Annotated in this window: 17 protein-coding genes and 1 pseudogene (1 of these 18 only partly in view); 4 read left to right on the top strand and 14 right to left on the bottom strand. The window is 59.6% G+C overall.

All coding sequences use genetic code 11. The features are described from left to right. Positions 1–317: pseudogene (ribD, locus tag CLU87_RS00980) on the top strand (bifunctional diaminohydroxyphosphoribosylaminopyrimidine deaminase/5-amino-6-(5-phosphoribosylamino)uracil reductase RibD) (it extends 780 nt beyond the left edge of the window). Positions 318–442: 125 nt separating this feature from the next. Then, positions 443–2,344 carry an ATP-binding cassette domain-containing protein gene (locus CLU87_RS00975; protein WP_099729195.1) on the top strand — a complete coding sequence of 634 codons (1,902 nt, stop codon included), beginning with the start codon at positions 443–445 and terminating at the stop codon, positions 2,342–2,344. An 80-nt stretch (positions 2,345–2,424) separates the two neighbouring features. Here CLU87_RS00975 and CLU87_RS00970 read toward each other — a convergent pair whose 3' ends face one another. The 7 genes from CLU87_RS00970 to CLU87_RS00940 all read right to left on the bottom strand — a co-directional run bounded on the left by CLU87_RS00970 (position 2,425) and on the right by CLU87_RS00940 (position 8,923). After that, positions 2,425–3,531 (bottom strand): chemotaxis response regulator protein-glutamate methylesterase, encoded by a 1,107-nt coding sequence (locus CLU87_RS00970; protein WP_099729194.1) that lies wholly within the window; start codon positions 3,529–3,531, stop codon positions 2,425–2,427. 15 nt (positions 3,532–3,546) lie between these two features. Continuing rightward, positions 3,547–4,296 (bottom strand): chemoreceptor glutamine deamidase CheD, encoded by a 750-nt coding sequence (gene cheD / locus CLU87_RS00965; RefSeq protein WP_099729193.1) that lies wholly within the window; start codon positions 4,294–4,296, stop codon positions 3,547–3,549. Between the two features lie 30 nt (positions 4,297–4,326). Continuing rightward, entirely contained in the window at positions 4,327–5,232 is a 906-nt protein-coding gene (locus CLU87_RS00960; RefSeq protein ID WP_099729192.1) for a CheR family methyltransferase, read from the bottom strand. A gap of 103 nt (positions 5,233–5,335) precedes the next feature. Next, a complete protein-coding gene (locus CLU87_RS00955) occupies positions 5,336–5,824 on the bottom strand; it encodes a chemotaxis protein CheW (RefSeq protein WP_015015794.1) in 489 nt (162 codons plus the stop codon). Between the two features lie 55 nt (positions 5,825–5,879). Next, positions 5,880–8,024 carry a chemotaxis protein CheA gene (locus CLU87_RS00950; protein WP_099729191.1) on the bottom strand — a complete coding sequence of 715 codons (2,145 nt, stop codon included), beginning with the start codon at positions 8,022–8,024 and terminating at the stop codon, positions 5,880–5,882. 40 nt (positions 8,025–8,064) lie between these two features. Continuing rightward, positions 8,065–8,427 carry a response regulator gene (locus tag CLU87_RS00945; RefSeq protein ID WP_015015796.1) on the bottom strand — a complete coding sequence of 121 codons (363 nt, stop codon included), beginning with the start codon at positions 8,425–8,427 and terminating at the stop codon, positions 8,065–8,067. A 49-nt stretch (positions 8,428–8,476) separates the two neighbouring features. Next, positions 8,477–8,923, bottom strand: a complete 447-nt coding sequence (locus CLU87_RS00940; protein ID WP_099729190.1) for a hypothetical protein — start codon at positions 8,921–8,923, stop codon at positions 8,477–8,479. Between the two features lie 188 nt (positions 8,924–9,111). On the opposite strand from CLU87_RS00940, the gene CLU87_RS00935 reads away from it, so the two are divergent. Both CLU87_RS00935 and CLU87_RS00930 read left to right on the top strand, forming a co-directional pair. Beyond that, the gene (locus CLU87_RS00935; RefSeq protein WP_099729189.1) at positions 9,112–10,221 is read left to right on the top strand and encodes an ATP-binding protein; all 1,110 of its coding nucleotides are present in this window, start codon (positions 9,112–9,114) and stop codon (positions 10,219–10,221) included. Then, the gene (locus CLU87_RS00930; protein ID WP_099729188.1) at positions 10,218–10,847 is read left to right on the top strand and encodes a response regulator transcription factor; all 630 of its coding nucleotides are present in this window, start codon (positions 10,218–10,220) and stop codon (positions 10,845–10,847) included. Before CLU87_RS00935 ends, CLU87_RS00930 begins: the two co-directional genes overlap by 4 nt. A gap of 9 nt (positions 10,848–10,856) precedes the next feature. Here CLU87_RS00930 and fliR read toward each other — a convergent pair whose 3' ends face one another. The 7 genes from fliR to fliL all read right to left on the bottom strand — a co-directional run bounded on the left by fliR (position 10,857) and on the right by fliL (position 15,244). Then, positions 10,857–11,627, bottom strand: coding sequence for a flagellar biosynthetic protein FliR (fliR, locus tag CLU87_RS00925; RefSeq protein WP_056065753.1), 771 nt, complete (start codon positions 11,625–11,627; stop codon positions 10,857–10,859). A gap of 125 nt (positions 11,628–11,752) precedes the next feature. Continuing rightward, complete coding sequence (fliQ, locus tag CLU87_RS00920; protein WP_015015801.1) at positions 11,753–12,022, bottom strand: flagellar biosynthesis protein FliQ; 270 nt, start codon at positions 12,020–12,022, stop codon at positions 11,753–11,755. Positions 12,023–12,033: 11 nt separating this feature from the next. Next, entirely contained in the window at positions 12,034–12,825 is a 792-nt protein-coding gene (fliP, locus tag CLU87_RS00915) for a flagellar type III secretion system pore protein FliP (RefSeq protein WP_233193675.1), read from the bottom strand. Further along, positions 12,818–13,183, bottom strand: a complete 366-nt coding sequence (locus CLU87_RS00910) for a flagellar biosynthetic protein FliO (RefSeq protein WP_099729187.1) — start codon at positions 13,181–13,183, stop codon at positions 12,818–12,820. Before CLU87_RS00910 ends, fliP begins: the two co-directional genes overlap by 8 nt. 7 nt (positions 13,184–13,190) lie before the next feature. Then, positions 13,191–13,631: a flagellar motor switch protein FliN gene (fliN, locus tag CLU87_RS00905; protein WP_099729186.1), complete on the bottom strand. Its 441-nt coding sequence runs from the start codon at positions 13,629–13,631 to the stop codon at positions 13,191–13,193. After that, a complete protein-coding gene (fliM, locus tag CLU87_RS00900) occupies positions 13,621–14,625 on the bottom strand; it encodes a flagellar motor switch protein FliM (RefSeq protein ID WP_056065744.1) in 1,005 nt (334 codons plus the stop codon). Before fliM ends, fliN begins: the two co-directional genes overlap by 11 nt. 22 nt (positions 14,626–14,647) lie before the next feature. Beyond that, a complete protein-coding gene (gene fliL / locus CLU87_RS00895; protein WP_056748047.1) occupies positions 14,648–15,244 on the bottom strand; it encodes a flagellar basal body-associated protein FliL in 597 nt (198 codons plus the stop codon). Positions 15,245–15,385: the final 141 nt, after the last annotated feature.

Here is a 15,385-nt window from a genome sequence, read left to right as displayed (position 1 = left end):
CCACCGTGATCACAATGCCGAATAGTGCCGGCAAGGTGGACTTACCCGCGATGGTGCAAGACCTCGGGCGCAGGGAGATCAATGAACTGCACGTGGAAGCAGGTTACAAGCTCAATGGTTCGCTGCTGCGCGAAGGACTGGTCGATGAACTACTGGTCTATCTCGCCCCCAAGCTGATGGGCGAGGGCATGGGATTGGCCCAGATAGCTCCCTTGGCGACACTTGCCGAGGCACATGCCCTCAGCTTCCATACGGTAGACAGGATCGGGGAAGACCTGCGCGTCCTTGCACGCTTGCAGGGGCGCGACAGGTTCTGAAGAAATCGCTGTGTAACTGATCGCGGAATTTTTCGCCAATCAAAGTTACGCCCGACCGGCTGTCACTCCATCATGTGACTGGCGCAAAAAATCCCGCCAGAGCGCGACACGGATAATCCAGTTCTATGGCACTTATCACCTTACTGGACGCCCAACTCGCATTTGGGCATGTTGCACTGCTGGATCACGCCGGCTTTTCCCTGGAGACCGCTGAGCGGGTTGGCCTGATTGGCCGCAATGGCGCGGGAAAGTCTTCCCTTCTCAAAATCCTGGGAGGACTTGCCAAGCCGGATGATGGCTCTTTGCAAGTTCAGCAGGGGGTACGCATTGCCTTCGTCGCACAGGAGCCGACGTTAGACCCCGATGCCACCATTTTCAAGGCAGCCTCCGAAGGCCTGCAACGCGTGATCGCTATCCGCGATCAATACCTCTCGGGGGCGGATGGACTGGATCTGGATGCATTGCAATCGGAGATCGAGGCCTACGACGCCTGGAACTGGGAGCAGCGTGTAGAAGAAACCCTGCAGAGGTTGCATCTCGACCCGGAAGCCGTGGTCGGAGCACTCTCTGGCGGCACCAAAAAACGCGTGGCGCTGGCGCAGGCGCTGGTGGCACGCCCTGACGTGTTGCTGCTGGACGAACCCACCAACCACCTGGATCTGGACTCCATCGAGTGGCTGGAAGACCTGCTGCTGGACTTTCCGGGCAGCGTCGTGACCATCACCCACGACCGGTCGTTCCTTGACCGTGTGGCCACCCGCATCGTGGAGCTGGACCGCGGTCAATTGCGCTCCTACCCCGGTAACTTTGCTCAATACCAGATTCAGAAAGAAGAGCAGTTGGCGCAGGAGGCAGTGATCGCCGCCAAGGCCGACAAGCTCCTGGCACAAGAAGAAATCTGGATTCGGCGTGGTGTGGAAGCGCGCCGCACCCGCAGCCAGAGCCGTATCAGCCGCTTGGAACAGCTACGCGCCCGGCGGGAGGCTCGCCGTGAGGTCGTTGGCAGTGTGCGCATGGATGTCGCCACCGGAAGCTCCAACGGCTACCAGGGCAAGATCGTGGCGGAACTGCAAGGAGTGAGCAAAGCCTTCGGCGACAAAACCATCGTCCACAATTTCTCCGGGACGATACTGCGCGGGGACAAAGTGGGCCTGATCGGCCCGAACGGCGCTGGTAAAACCACGCTGCTCAAGATGATCTTGGGCGAACTGCAGGCCGACAAGGGCACCATCCGGCAGGGAGCGAACCTGCAAGTAGCCTACTTTGACCAGATGCGGCACGCCGTCAACCTCGACGCCACATTGGAAGACTTTATCAGCCCTGGCAGCGAATGGATCGAGATCGGCAATCAGCGCAAACACGTCAAGAGCTATCTGAGCGACTTTCTGTTCTCTCCCGCGCGCGCGCACTCCCCAGTGCGGTCGCTGTCCGGCGGGGAACGCAACCGCCTGCTGCTTGCCCGGCTGTTCGCCCGACCGGCCAATGTCCTGGTGCTGGATGAGCCCACGAACGACCTGGACATTGACACCTTAGACCTGCTGGAGGAATTGCTCGAAAACTACGAAGGCACGGTGTTCCTGGTCAGCCATGACCGCACCTTTCTCGACAACGTGGTGACCAGCACACTCGCTTTTGAAGGCAACGGCCTGTGGCGCGAGTACGAAGGCGGCGTCCAAGACTGGTTGCTCCAATCCAAGCGCAGTCGGTCACTGCAAGCTGCTGCTGCAACGTCCTCCAAACCACCCACACCGGAAGTTTCCAACCAAAGCACGCCGGAGCGCTCATCAAATAAGCCTGCACAGCTATCAAAAAAGAAGCTGAGTTACAAAGAGCAGCGCGAACTGGATCAACTGCCTGGCCTGATCAGTACGCTAGAGACGGAACAGAAATCCCTTCAAGACGCACTTTCCGACGGCTCACTCTTTGGTACTGACCCCACACGCGCGGCAGCCATGACAAGCCGAGCAGCCGCCATCGACGAGGAGCTGATGACCGCGTTGGAGCGCTGGACAGCACTCTCTGAATAGGCGCCAAACCGGTTCATGGCGCGAGGCTCTGGCGGGGGCATACATCGTGAAGGCCCGCCACCAGGGCTTAGTAATCGCCCTTAAATCCGGTGGTGCAGGCGGTCCGTTGTTCCGCGCAACCGGGCAATCAAGGCCGGGGCAATCTGCCCCAGCGGCAGCACCTCGTCGGCGGCACCGTGGGCAATGGCCTCCCGCGGCATGCCAAACACGATGCAGGTCGCCTCATCCTGCACATAGTTGTAGCTGCCGGCGTCTTTCATCTCCCGCATGGCAACAGCGCCATCGTTGCCCATGCCCGTGAGCATGATGCCAAACGCGTTGCGCCCGACCACCGCTGCTGCGGACTTGAAGAGTACCTCGACCGAGGGCTTGTGGCGATTGACCGGAGGGCCATCATCCACCACCGCTACATAGTTGGCGCCACTGCGCGCCACATGGAACTGTGTGCCGCCCGGTGCGATGTAGGCATGGCCGGGCAGAATGCGCTCGCCATTCACCGCCTCCTTGACGGTGATCTGGCACAACCCGTTCAAACGGGCCGCAAAACTGGTAGTGAACCCGGGAGGCATGTGCTGGGTGATCACGATCGCGGGCGAATCCGCAGGCATCTGGACCAGCACCTCCTTGATGGCTTCGGTACCACCGGTGGACGCCCCAATGCAGATGAGCTTTTCAGTGGAAAGGCGACCCAGCAGACCAGCTGCGGGTACGGCGTGGGGCAAAGGAGTGCCCCCCACAACACTGGAGGCTGGGCCTGCATCACGCACAGGGGCGCGGCGCACTTGCGCGACGGCAGCAACGCGGATCTTGTCCACAATCTGTGCCGCCAAATCGTTGAGCCCGCTGGCCAGCCCCACACGCGGTTTGGCCACAAAGTCGACGGCGCCCAACTCCAAGGCCTTCATGGTGACCTCCGCGCCACGCTCGGTCAGCGTGGAGATCATCACTACCGGAGTCGGCCGCAGACGCATCAAGCGCCCCAGAAAATCAATGCCGTCCATGCGCGGCATTTCAACGTCCAGGGTGATGACATCCGGATCCAATTCGCGAATCATCTCGCGCGCCACCAGAGGGTCGTTGGCCGTGCCAATGCACTCCATGTCCCGCTGGCGGTTGATGATCTCTGACAGCAGACTACGGACCAGCGCCGAATCGTCCACCACGATCACCCGGATTTTCCTGCTCATTAACTCAAACCTTTATCAAAACAGATCCACAGAACCACCCGACGTGGTCTTGGCAACAGTGGCCGCGTTGCCACGAACCTCCTGAGCCACGAGGGCTTCGGGATGGGCATGCGCCAACCGCTTCACCATCGCTTTGCCGGTCACTGGAAAGAAAACCACCTTGCGCGGATAGATGTCGAGCACGTCCTCGGAGACGATCGGAATGCGCTCAGTGTGCAAATAGTTCAACACAAAATTCGTGTTGCGCTCACCCACATTCATGGTGGTGAAGTTGTGCATCACCTGGGCCCCACCAAAAATCTTGGCCTGCATGGTTTCACGGCGTGCACCGAGCTTGAGCATTTCATTGATCAACAGCTCCATCGCGTAGGAGCCATAACGCCCGGATGCGTCCGCCAGATCGCCATCCGGCAGCATGAAATGGTTCATTCCTCCCACACGTGCGCGGCTGTCCCACAGGCAGGCAGCGATGCACGAGCCGAGCACGGTCATGATGACCATGTTCTCATCCGACACGAAGTACTCGCCAGGCAGCACCTTCACCGCGTTGTGCTGGAAGTGGTGATCAAGGTAAAAAAACGAGGCCTCTCCTGGCTTGCGGCTGCGGGCCTTGAGCTCCTGCAGCGACGACTCGCGCGCGGGCCCATTGCCAGAGCTGTAGATATCGGCGCTCAGCGGCGCAATACGCGGAGCGCGGCGCCTTTCGGAACTGCCGGGCACAACAGCAGCATTGGAAGGGGATGAACCTGTTTGAATGTTGGTCATGATTGCAATGTGCAGGACAACATGGACAGGTCAGCGGCGCTCGTACACCGTCTTGCCACGCAGGGTGAACAGGTCTTTGGACTCGCTGAAGTTCTCGGCGTGCCCCACAAACAACATGCCACCCGGCTTGAGCACGCGGTGGATTCTTTCCAGCACGCGCCGCTGTGTAGGGGCATCAAAGTAAATCATCACATTACGGCAGAAAACCACGTCAAAGGGCTCCTTGAATGGCCAATCGTCGCGGATGAGATTCACACTCATGAAGTCGATGGCGCGCCGCAACTCCGGCTTGGCGCGGACCATGCCCGCGTTCCCGCCTTTGCCTTTGAGAAAGAATTTCTGCAAGCGCTCAGGGCTCAAGCCCTTCACACCGTCGAGCCGGTACACGCCCTGCGCCGCGGTGGCTAGCACGCGCGAATCAATGTCGCTGGCTGTCAGTTTGAAAGATGCGTTGGCGCCGAGCGCCTCCAACGCGGTGATCACGATGGAGTAAGGCTCTTCGCCCGTGGAGGCCGCGTTGCACCAAACCCGCCAGTTGGCGGATGGCTTGGAGCGCAGGTGCGACGCGAAAATCTCGAAATGATGCTGCTCGCGAAAGAATGCCGTGAGGTTGGTGGTCAGCGCATTCACGAACTCCTGCCACTCCGGCCCGTCATGGTTCTCCAGCCAGCTCAGGTAGTCGTGAAAGCTGGTGTGCCCCGTGTCGCGCAGCCGCCGCGACAGGCGGCTGTAGACCATGGCGTGTTTGCCATCATGCAAGCTGATGCCAGCGCGCTGATAGATCAGCGCCTGCACACGGGCGAAGTCTGCATTGGTCCAGACAAATTCACGCCCCTGCGCCAGAGGGCCAGAGGGCGCTGCGGCTGCGGCATACGCAGGATCTACCCGGGCTGGGCCTGACCGGACTGACGCCGAAGCACTGGTGGTTTGGGCCATATTGATCGTCCGAGGGGAAGTCCTGTTCGCTCCAAAAGGTCTGCGAGCACAGCTCACAGTCTGACATGCGCCTGCGCCACCACTGGCTGCTGACTGCTACGCCTTATTCGTTGGCGGTCACCAGGCCCATGTCTACGCTGGACATGAGCTTTTCAATATCCAGCAGGATCAGCATGCGCTCGCCCACGGACCCCAAGCCCAAGATGCAGCTGTTGTCGATCGCACTCTCGATATCAGGGGCCGAACGGATGCTCTCTGGTGTCAACTCCATCACATCGCTCACCGAATCCACCACAATGCCCACCACACGGTTGCGCAGGTTGAGGATGATGACCACAGTGAAACTGTTGTAGTCCGCCTGCGCACAGTTGAACTTGATGCGCATGTCCACGATGGGAACAATCGTGCCGCGCAAATTGACCACGCCCTTGATGAAGTCTGGCGCGTTCGCAATGCGGGTGGGAGGTTCGTAGCCCCGGATTTCCTGCACCTTCAGGATGTCGATGCCGTACTCTTCCTGGTCGAGGCGGAACGTCAGATATTCACGAGCACCCGTTGGTGCAGCGTCTGCAGTTTTACCGATCACACTCATGGTGCATTCTCCTTTCATGGCGGCGCAGCGCCCCCAGGGGCGCCCGCACCTGTATCTAGTGGCGCGCCCGACGCACCAAGCCACCCGTGTCCAAAATCAAGGCCACGGTGCCGTCACCCAAAATGGTGGCGCCCGACACATTGGGCACCTTGCGATAGTTCGATTCCAGATTCTTGACGACCACCTGGTGCTGGCCGAGCAACTCATCCACCAGCAAGGCCACACGGCTTCCGTCAGCCTCGACCACCACCATGATGTTGCTGGATTTGTTGAGGTCAAAGCGCGGAACCTGGAAGGTCTTCTCCAGCGCGATGACAGGCATGTATTCGTCGCGCACCTTGACCAGCTGCGAGCCTTGCGCCACGGTGCTGACATCGTCCGCATTGACCTGGAACGATTCCACCACCGACGACAGGGGAAGGATGTAAACCTCTTCGCCCACCCCCACCGACATGCCATCCATGATGGCGAGCGTCAGCGGTAGGCGAACGGACACCTTCATGCCGTAGCCCTCTGCAGAATCGATCTCTACCGAGCCGTTGAGCGCTGCGATATTGCGTTTGACCACGTCCATGCCGACCCCACGGCCTGACACATCGGTCACCTCATCGGCCGTGGAAAAGCCTGGAGCAAAAATCAGCTGCCAGACATCGGCATCGCTCATCTGATCGGACACCTCGATGCCGCGCTCCTGGGCCTTGCTGAGGATCTTCTCGCGCGACAGGCCACGCCCATCGTCACGCACCTCGATCACGATCGACCCACCTTGGTGCGACGCCGACAAGGTGATGGTGCCGTGCTCGGATTTGCCCTTGGCAAGACGATCGGCAGGCATTTCAATACCGTGGTCGCAGCTGTTCCGCACCAAGTGGGTCAGCGGGTCGGTGATCTTTTCGACCAAGCCCTTGTCCAGTTCGGTGGCTTCACCCAGGGTCACCAGCTCCACCTTCTTGCCCAGCTTGTTCGCCAGATCGCGCAGCATGCGCGGGAAACGGCTGAAAACGATGGACATTGGAATCATGCGGATCGACATCACCGACTCTTGGAGGTCGCGCGTGTTGCGATCCAGATCTGCCAACCCGGCCAGCAATTGCTGGTAGGCCCCAGCATCAAGGCCCCGGCTGTTCTGCGCCAACATGGCCTGCGTAATCACCAACTCACCCACCAGGTTGATCAGTTGATCGACCTTCTTCACATCCACGCGGATGGTGGTGGACTCCATCTGTGCTTGCATCGCCACCTTGGGCTCGGCGCTCGCCTTGGGCGCAGCTTTGGGAGCTTGCGCGACAGGCGCATGAGCAGCCGCCGCAGCTTCACCATGGGGCGCTCCGGGTGCGCCGTTGAAGAATCCATAAGGCGCTTCGCCCCCGGAGGTATCTACGGCAACCACAGGCTCGTCGTCTGCATCTGCGGCGGCAGCGTCACCAGAAGCGGCAGCATCACGAATCAGCACCTGATCCTTGGAAACATGGAACGCAAACAGGTCCAGCAGATCATCGTTGGTGGACGTCGTTTCCACCGCAAAGACCCGCGTATTGGCCTGGCTGCCCGGGACATCGCGGATCGCCCCCAAACCGGGAATGTCTCGGAACAGTTCTTTGATCGCGTCGGCCTGCTCGGGGCGGTCCAGTGGCCCGATCTGGATTTCCAGCTGCCGTGCCTGCCCTGGCACAACAGGCGCAGAAACCTTGGGCGCAGGAGCCGGAGCTACTGCCACCGGCGAGGGTGCAGGAGGAGGCGGCGCTGCGACCACAGACGCAGCATCGCCGGGCACCAAGCCTGCCGCCAGGTCGCTGATTCGGCGAACCAAGGAGGTGGTGGAAACCGCCTCACCTTGTCCACCCGCCTGATGCCGTGCCAGCAGGCTGCGCGAAGCATCCGCTGACTCCAGGAGAACGTCCACCATCTGAGGGATGGGCTGCAGCTCATGACGGCGCAGACGGTCGAGCAGGGACTCCATCTGATGGGTCAGCTCGGCCACGTCAGAAAACCCGAAGGTGGCAGAACCTCCCTTGATCGAGTGAGCGCAGCGGAAGATGCCGTTGAGCTCTTCGTCGTTGGCACTGCTCAGGTCCAGATTCAGGAGCATCTGCTCCATCTGGTCGAGGTTTTCACCCGCTTCCTCGAAAAAGATCTGATAAAACTGGCTGAGGTCGAAGTCAGCGCCTGCACCTGATCCTTCTTGGTAGGTTTCCGCCATGGTGGGCTCCTGTGTACTAAATGATCTCAGTCAACCCGGCTCAGCGGATCACTTTCTGGATGACTTCGATCAGGCGATTCGGATCAAAAGGTTTTACCAGCCATCCCGTGGCACCCGCTGTGCGGCCCGCCTGCTTCATTTGATCGCTCGACTCTGTCGTCAGGATCAGGATGGGAATGGTCTTGAATTTGGGATGCTCGCGCAGTTTGCGGGTCAGGCCAATACCATCAAGACGTGGCATGTTCTGGTCTGCCAGCACCAGGTCAATGTTGTGCGTCTCAGCCTTTTCGAGGGCATCTTGCCCATCCACTGCCTCCACGACGTGATAGCCGGCACCAGTGAGGGTGAACGACACCATTTTGCGCATGGAAGGTGAATCATCAACGGCAAGGATCGATTGCATGTATGGCTCCAACTGACTTGAATATATAAGGTAACCAGTGATGTGAACGTCAAAACAGGTCCACAGAACCTGCATCCATCTCGCTTTGGGTGACAGGGTTCGGCCTGTCGGGCGCCATCTCCGCAAAGGGCGCGGCATCTTCACCTTCCTCATGCCCCATGGCTTCCGAGGCCAGCCGGAAGGCACAGCCCTGCAGCACCTTGGTGGTGTGCCATATCAGTTGGGAGGCCATGTCTTGGAACTGCAGCTCAGTCACTGCGCTGCGCAACGCCGTACGCGCGGCCACCAACTCCGGGGAGTTCGCCACTACAGCATCTGTCAACATGGCGTTTGCCTCTCCAAACCGCTCCAGCAGGTTGTCGGTGGCGTGGTTCAGCAAGCCTTCCAGGCGGTGCAAGTCGTGCATCACGACCAACAAAGAGTCCTGCAGCTCTGCCGCCACCATGACGGGAACCTGGACAGCAGGTCCTCCAGGCGTTGTTAGCGTAGATTGCATCGTTTCTCCATCGCAGCACGTAGCAGCAAAACACGCAAATACACAGGACTACGATACTTGCATCAGTAACCAGCCAAGGCCCCCGAGCAAACCGGAGCATCCGCGCCCATTGGACGCTGACGCACAAACCATCCCAACCGGACAAACACCCTTGTTTGTTCCAATTTGTATCCTATGATAGCGCTCCTATGGGCCCTGCAACACCAGACCAGACCCTTGAAATCCTCCATCTTGAAGATTCACCGGCCGATCACGAATTGGCAGCGCGTGCGTTGCGTCGATCAGGGCTCCGTTGCCACCTCCAGCGGGTTGACACCCTTTCTGAATTCCAAAGACTGACGGACACCGGCCGCTTTGACATCATCCTGGCAGATTACCGCCTGCCAGGCTTCACCGCATTGGATGCCTGGGCCCATGTGGCGCAAAAACCGCATCACCCACCTTTTGTGCTGCTTTCAGGTGCCATTGGCGAGCCCGCAGCGGTTGACGCGATGCGGCTCGGGGTAGCGGACTATCTGCTCAAGGACGATATCCAGCGCCTCCCGCATGTAATTGCCCGCACCCTGGAAGTGCACGAAGCACGCAACGCGCGCGAGCAGGCTATTGCCGAGTTGGCCACGTCGCAACGCCGCTTGGCCGAGTTGGCCGAGCATCTGCAGACCTCCATCGAGCATGAGCGGGCCGCCATCGCTCGCGAGATCCACGACGACATTGGTGGCGCACTAACCGCAGTACGCTTTGACGTAGCCTGGATAGGGCGCCACAGTACCGATCCCGCCATGCAAGAGCATGCCACCTCTGCGGTGGACATGCTGCAACACGCGATTGGCGCCAGCCAGCGCATCATGATGAACCTGCGCCCACCCATCCTGGAACAAGGGCTGGTGGCGGCTGTCCAGTGGCTGGCCACGGGCTTTGAGCGCAGGACGGGCATCACCACAAAGATGCAGAGCAGCAGCGAAACCATCGATATACCCACCGACATCCAATTGGTGGCATACCGTACTGCCCAAGAAGCATTGACCAATATCTCCAAGCACGCGCAGCCCAGCAAGGTGGACATTGAACTGTCTGACAAGGAAGGGGTACTGACCCTGGAGGTCGCGGACAATGGCCGTGGCATGGATTCCACAGTTCGCGACAAACCAAAAGCCTTCGGCCTCAAGGGCCTTCAAGAGCGTGCACGCACCGTAGGGGGATGGCTGGACATCAGCAGTCGGCCGGGCAAGGGCACGTCGGTCATTCTGTCCGTCCCGTTACCATCTCCGTCCACATCCGCTCCAGGAGATGCCCAGTGATCCATGTCGTCTTGTGCGACGACCATGCCGTATTGCGGCGCGGCATTCGCGACACACTCGCCGAAGCACCGGACATTCAGGTGACCGGCGAAGCGGGCGGGTATTCTGAGCTGCGTGAAGTTCTGCGCACGGCTGCCTGTGATGTGCTGCTGCTGGACCTGAACATGCCCGGACGCAGCGGCCTGGAAGTACTGGCCAGCCTGCGCGAGACACACTCGACCATCCGGGTGCTCGTGGTTTCGATGTACCCCGAGGATCAATACGCGCTGCGCTGCCTCAAGGCGGGAGCCCAAGGCTACGCCAACAAGGCCGGCGATCCGGTGGAGCTGATTGCGGCAGTGCGCACGGTGGTGCAGGGGCGCAAGTACCTCACTGCCGAAGTGGCCCAGATGCTTGCGGACAGCCTGGCTCAACCCACCCCGGAGGTGCCCCATGCGGCGCTTTCCGAACGAGAGCTGCAAACCCTGGTCAAGATTGCATCGGGCCGGCGCCTGTCTGACATTGCCGACGAATTGATGCTGAGTCCTAAAACCGTGAGTGTGTACCGCTCACGGGTTCTCGAAAAATTGAAGCTTTCGAACAATGCTGAACTGACCGTTTACGCCATCCGCAATCAGCTGGTGTAACTAACGGCCCTACCTGCCAACAGAGAACAGATCTACGGCTTGTTGCATCAAAGCCAACACCGGTTGCTCCAGCATCGGCAACGTTGCTGCTATGCCCAGCATCCCCACCGTGAGCGTGACCGGGAAACCCACCGCATAGATATTCATTTGCGGCGCCACACGCGAGATGATGCCCATGGTCAGGTTGACGAAGAGCAGCAGCGCAATCATGGGCATGGCAATCCAGAGCGCACTGGAAAAGAGCGAAGCACCCAACTCATACAACCGCATCTGTCCCAACGCCTGCAGAAAATTTCCATCGACTGGAAAGCGGTCAAAACTTTTGACCACGGCCATCAATATCAACAAATGGCCATTGATGACAATGAAGAGCAGCATGGACATGTGGCCAAAAAACCGGGCCACGGCGCTGATCTGACCGTTGGACGTGGGGTCAAAGAACGATGCAAAGTTGAGCCCCATCTGCAGGCCAATGATTTCACCAGCCAGCTCAACGGCTGTGAACACCAGGCGAACCGAAAAGCCGATCGCCAGCCCCACAGCCACCTGCTGCGCCACCGTGCCCAGCGCCTCACGGCCGTTCACGCTGATGACAGGCTGCTCGCCCAGAACACCTTGCGCACACAAAGCCACAAGGAAAGCGAGACCGATTTTTACGCGCATGGGCACGACCCGCATGGAGAACACTGGGGCCACGGAAAACAATGCCAGCACGCGCAAAAAGGGCCACAGAATGGGAGACAGCCACGCCATGATCTGAGCTTCGGAGAAGGTGATCACGCCCCTCCTCCACCGGCGAGGCCTGGGTGCATTGACGGCCAAGGCACGGCCGCCCCCAGAGCCCGTCGCTGACTCCAGCAGCCCAGCATTGTCCTGAGGCCGCCAAGTGCCCAGATTGGCATGTGCTATCCAATCATCGACGGGATCGATTCGATTGTCCGGCGGATGAAGTCCACCAGGGTACTGAGCATCCAGGGCCCAGCAATCGCAAAAACGACCATGGCCGCAATCAGCTTGGGCACAAACGCCAGCGTTGCTTCATGGATCTGCGTGACAGCCTGAAAAATACTGACCAACAAGCCCACCGCCATGACCACCCCCAGCACTGGCATGGAAATCATCAGCAGCAGGGTGAGGGCGTCACGCCCAATGGTCAGCACCATTTGTGAAGTCATGGCGGAATCCTCTAGGTGACGAAGCTGGCGGCCAATGAGCCGATCAGCAGGTTCCAGCCGTCTGCCAGCACAAACAGCATCAGCTTGAACGGCAATGCCACCAACACCGGGGACAACATCATCATGCCCAGGGACATGAGGATGCTGGACACCACCATGTCGATGACAAGAAACGGGATGAAAATCATGAACCCGATCTGAAACGCCGATTTGAGCTCGCTGGTCACAAAGGCCGGCACCAGCACACGGATGGGCGCCGTCTCAGCCGTCACTTTGGGATCAAGACGTGCCAGCCTGGAAAACAGCGCAAAGTCAGATTGCCGCGTCTGCTTGAGCATGAAGCTGCGCATCGGCGCCTCTGCCCTGTCCAGCGCCTGTTCGAAGCTGATGGTGTTGTTGGTATAGGGAACGTAAGCGTCCTGGTACACACGGTCCAGCGTCGGGCCCATGACAAAAAAGGTCAGGAACAGTGACAGCCCGATGATGACCTGATTGGGAGGAGCCGATTGCGTCCCCAAGGCCTGACGCAGCAAGGACAGCACAATCACAATCCGTGTAAAGCCCGTCATCATCAGCAGCACAGCGGGCAAAAAAGACAACGCCGTGAAAAACAGCAGTGTCTGAATGGGTACCGAGTAGCTGGCGCCAGATGGCCCACTGCCAACAACCAGTGGCAATGCGCCCGGACTTTGAGCCCAAGCGAAGCCATGCGCTACCACGCTGGCAACAGCAACGGCCCAAGGCAAAGCACGCGCAGCTGTTCGCGCTACGCGCCTTGGAAGCAAGGATGCGAGCTCACACATGCGCGGACTTTCCAGAATCAGCGGACGCAGCTCGCATCTCGTGAGCAAACGATGGTTCTGTCGGGAGTGAAACGTTCACGGCGTCCCCAGCCCCCTTGGCCGCCACTGGTAGCACGTGGAGGCAACTGACCTGTTGAGCGGTGACGCCCAGCACCAGCCAAGTACGCGCGTGTTCAGGGCCGACTTCCACCGTCACTACCCGCTGTTGAGGGCCGACGGCCACTGCAGACACCACGCGTGACGCCACCCCGGCAGCCAGCGTCCCGGAGGACTGGCGCTGCTGCAGCCGGCGCACAGCCCAGGGAAGCAAAGCCATGGTGCCCACAAAAAGCACCACGACCAGCAGCGTCTGGGTCATGCTCCCACTATCCACGGCTCACCCGCCGCAAACGTTCCGACGGCGTGACCACATCGGTCAGGCGGATACCAAACTTGTCATTGACCACCACCACTTCGCCTTGGGCGATAAGGTAGCCATTGACCAGCACATCCATGGGCTCGCCTGCCAGTGCATCCAGCTCCACCACCGAACCTTGTGCCAGTTGAAGGATGTACTTGATGGGCACTTTGGTGCGCCCCAACTCCACCGACAGCTGCACCGGAATGTCCAGCACCATGTTGATGTCGTTGACGGTATCACCACTCGCAGCACCGGAAAATGGTCGCACGGGCTCGCCGGAAAGTGGCCCGCCCTGCTCTGCGTCCGCCGGTTTTTCGTCCGTCCGCTTCTGCTCTTCAAGCGCCTCGGCCCAACCCGCAAACGGGTCATCCGCGCCTGCGTCCTTGTTGTCTTCTTCAGTTGCCATTCTTCTCTCCCAGCCAACTCATGTCCGAAGTGCGCAGGCACTCTTCAATGCGGATGGCGTACTTGGAATTGTGGGTTCCATACTGGCATTCAAAAATGGGAACCCCTCCGATCGACGCACGGATACGGGGCTCGCGGTCCAGTTCGATGAAGTCACCCGGTTTCATGGCCAGCAGTTGCTCCACGGTGGCATCAGCCTTCGCCAGCTCCGCCACCAGCGTGACCTCTGCGGATTGGATTTCACGCTTGAGCACATTTACCCAACGGCGGTCCACCTCAATGGAATCACCCTGCGTGGACGAATACAGTACATCGCGGATCGGCTCCAGCGTTGCATAAGGCATGCATATATGGATGGCACCCGACAGGTCGCCAATTTCCAGCTGAAAGGCCGTGGACACCACGATCTCGCTGGGCGTAGCAATGTTGGCGAATTGGGGTTGCATTTCCGAGCGCTGGTATTCCAGCTCCAGCGGATAGATCCCCTGCCACGCCTTCTTGTACTCCGCGCAGATCACATCTACGAGCCGGTTGATGACACGCTGCTCGGTAGGCGAAAAATCACGCCCTTCAATGCGGGTCTGGAACTTACCGACCCCGCCATAGAGGGTGTCAATGATGCCAAAGACCAGCGAAGGCTCACAGACGATCAGTCCGCTGCCTCGCAGGGGGCGGATCGCCACGATGTTGAAGTTCGTCGGCACCGCCAACTCTCGCAGGAAAGCACTGTATCGTTGCACCGACACAGTCCCCACCGAAATTTCAGGACTGCGGCGGATGAAGTTGAAGAGCCCAATGCGAAAGTTGCGTGCAAACCGCTCGTTGACGATTTCCATCGTCGGCATGCGGCCACGGACAATGCGCTCCTGGCTGGAGATGTCGTAATTGCGTACCGACCCCGCCTCAGCCACTTCCTCAACGGACTTCTGGCTCTCGCCAGTGACCCCTTCCAGAAGGGCATCAACCTCTTCCTGCGAAAGAAATGAATCACTCATGGCTGGTCCTTACCCGGCTGGCTCATTGGATGATGAAGCTCGAAAAGAGCACCTTGCGCACGGGATTGCGCTCTGTGCGCTTGCGCGCGGCGGGGCGTTCCTCTGCATCTCCGTCCTGCTCAGCGGCGGCGGCAGCCTTTGCACGCTCACGCTCTGACGGCACCGAGTAGCCCAGAGGGCGCGAGACTTCGCGCAAGACGTCGGTAGCGAGCTTTTCCTTGCCCTCGCGCTGCAGCAGCTCCGTGGACGTGCGTTGCGACACCAGCATCAGGATTCCACTGCGGATCGACGGCAGGTACTGCTTGACCTGTTCTGCAGTCTTTGCATCCTCCAGCTCCAACGTAATGCCGATCTGCGCAAAGCGATCACCGCCAGGATCAGCCAGATTGACCACCATGTTTTCCAAGGGCAGGAAGGTGGGGGCAACCTTGGGCGCCTCCTTGTGAGCCGCAGGTGCACCGCCACCCTCTTCGTCCTCAGCGGCATGCGACCGACTGGAGATGAACCATGCTGCTGCGCCCCCTCCGATCACTAGCACAGCCACCACCACGCCGATGATGATCAACAGCATCTTCTTGCTTTTGGCGGGTGCGGCTGCTGCGGGAGTATTGGCTGACACAATGGAATTCCTTGCGGTAGGGAACAGGCAGAACAGACGCTATCAAAGTGAAAGCACAACCTGTTAGCCCATTATGGGTCGGGGGTGTAACCAATAATAGCCAGAATAAAAGCCCAAAACCATGGCATTCACCGCGCTCGC

Origin of the sequence: Acidovorax sp. 59, from assembly GCF_002754175.1 — a bacterium.
Lineage (GTDB): Bacteria > Pseudomonadota > Gammaproteobacteria > Burkholderiales > Burkholderiaceae_C > Acidovorax > Acidovorax delafieldii.
The sequence above is the reverse complement of the archived record's forward strand: the minus strand, read 5'-3'. Positions and strand labels throughout refer to the sequence as shown.

Coding starts and splice junctions, on each gene's coding strand:
- CLU87_RS00975 (WP_099729195.1), top strand. CDS start 443: ATGGCACTTATCACCTTACTGGACGCCCAACTCGCATTTGGGCATGTT.
- CLU87_RS00970 (WP_099729194.1), bottom strand. CDS start 3,531: ATGAGCAGGAAAATCCGGGTGATCGTGGTGGACGATTCGGCGCTGGTC.
- cheD (WP_099729193.1), bottom strand. CDS start 4,296: ATGACCAACATTCAAACAGGTTCATCCCCTTCCAATGCTGCTGTTGTG.
- CLU87_RS00960 (WP_099729192.1), bottom strand. CDS start 5,232: ATGGCCCAAACCACCAGTGCTTCGGCGTCAGTCCGGTCAGGCCCAGCC.
- CLU87_RS00955 (WP_015015794.1), bottom strand. CDS start 5,824: ATGAGTGTGATCGGTAAAACTGCAGACGCTGCACCAACGGGTGCTCGT.
- CLU87_RS00950 (WP_099729191.1), bottom strand. CDS start 8,024: ATGGCGGAAACCTACCAAGAAGGATCAGGTGCAGGCGCTGACTTCGAC.
- CLU87_RS00945 (WP_015015796.1), bottom strand. CDS start 8,427: ATGCAATCGATCCTTGCCGTTGATGATTCACCTTCCATGCGCAAAATG.
- CLU87_RS00940 (WP_099729190.1), bottom strand. CDS start 8,923: ATGCAATCTACGCTAACAACGCCTGGAGGACCTGCTGTCCAGGTTCCC.
- CLU87_RS00935 (WP_099729189.1), top strand. CDS start 9,112: ATGGGCCCTGCAACACCAGACCAGACCCTTGAAATCCTCCATCTTGAA.
- fliQ (WP_015015801.1), bottom strand. CDS start 12,022: ATGACTTCACAAATGGTGCTGACCATTGGGCGTGACGCCCTCACCCTG.
- fliP (WP_233193675.1), bottom strand. CDS start 12,825: ATGTGTGAGCTCGCATCCTTGCTTCCAAGGCGCGTAGCGCGAACAGCT.
- CLU87_RS00910 (WP_099729187.1), bottom strand. CDS start 13,183: ATGACCCAGACGCTGCTGGTCGTGGTGCTTTTTGTGGGCACCATGGCT.
- fliN (WP_099729186.1), bottom strand. CDS start 13,631: ATGGCAACTGAAGAAGACAACAAGGACGCAGGCGCGGATGACCCGTTT.
- fliM (WP_056065744.1), bottom strand. CDS start 14,625: ATGAGTGATTCATTTCTTTCGCAGGAAGAGGTTGATGCCCTTCTGGAA.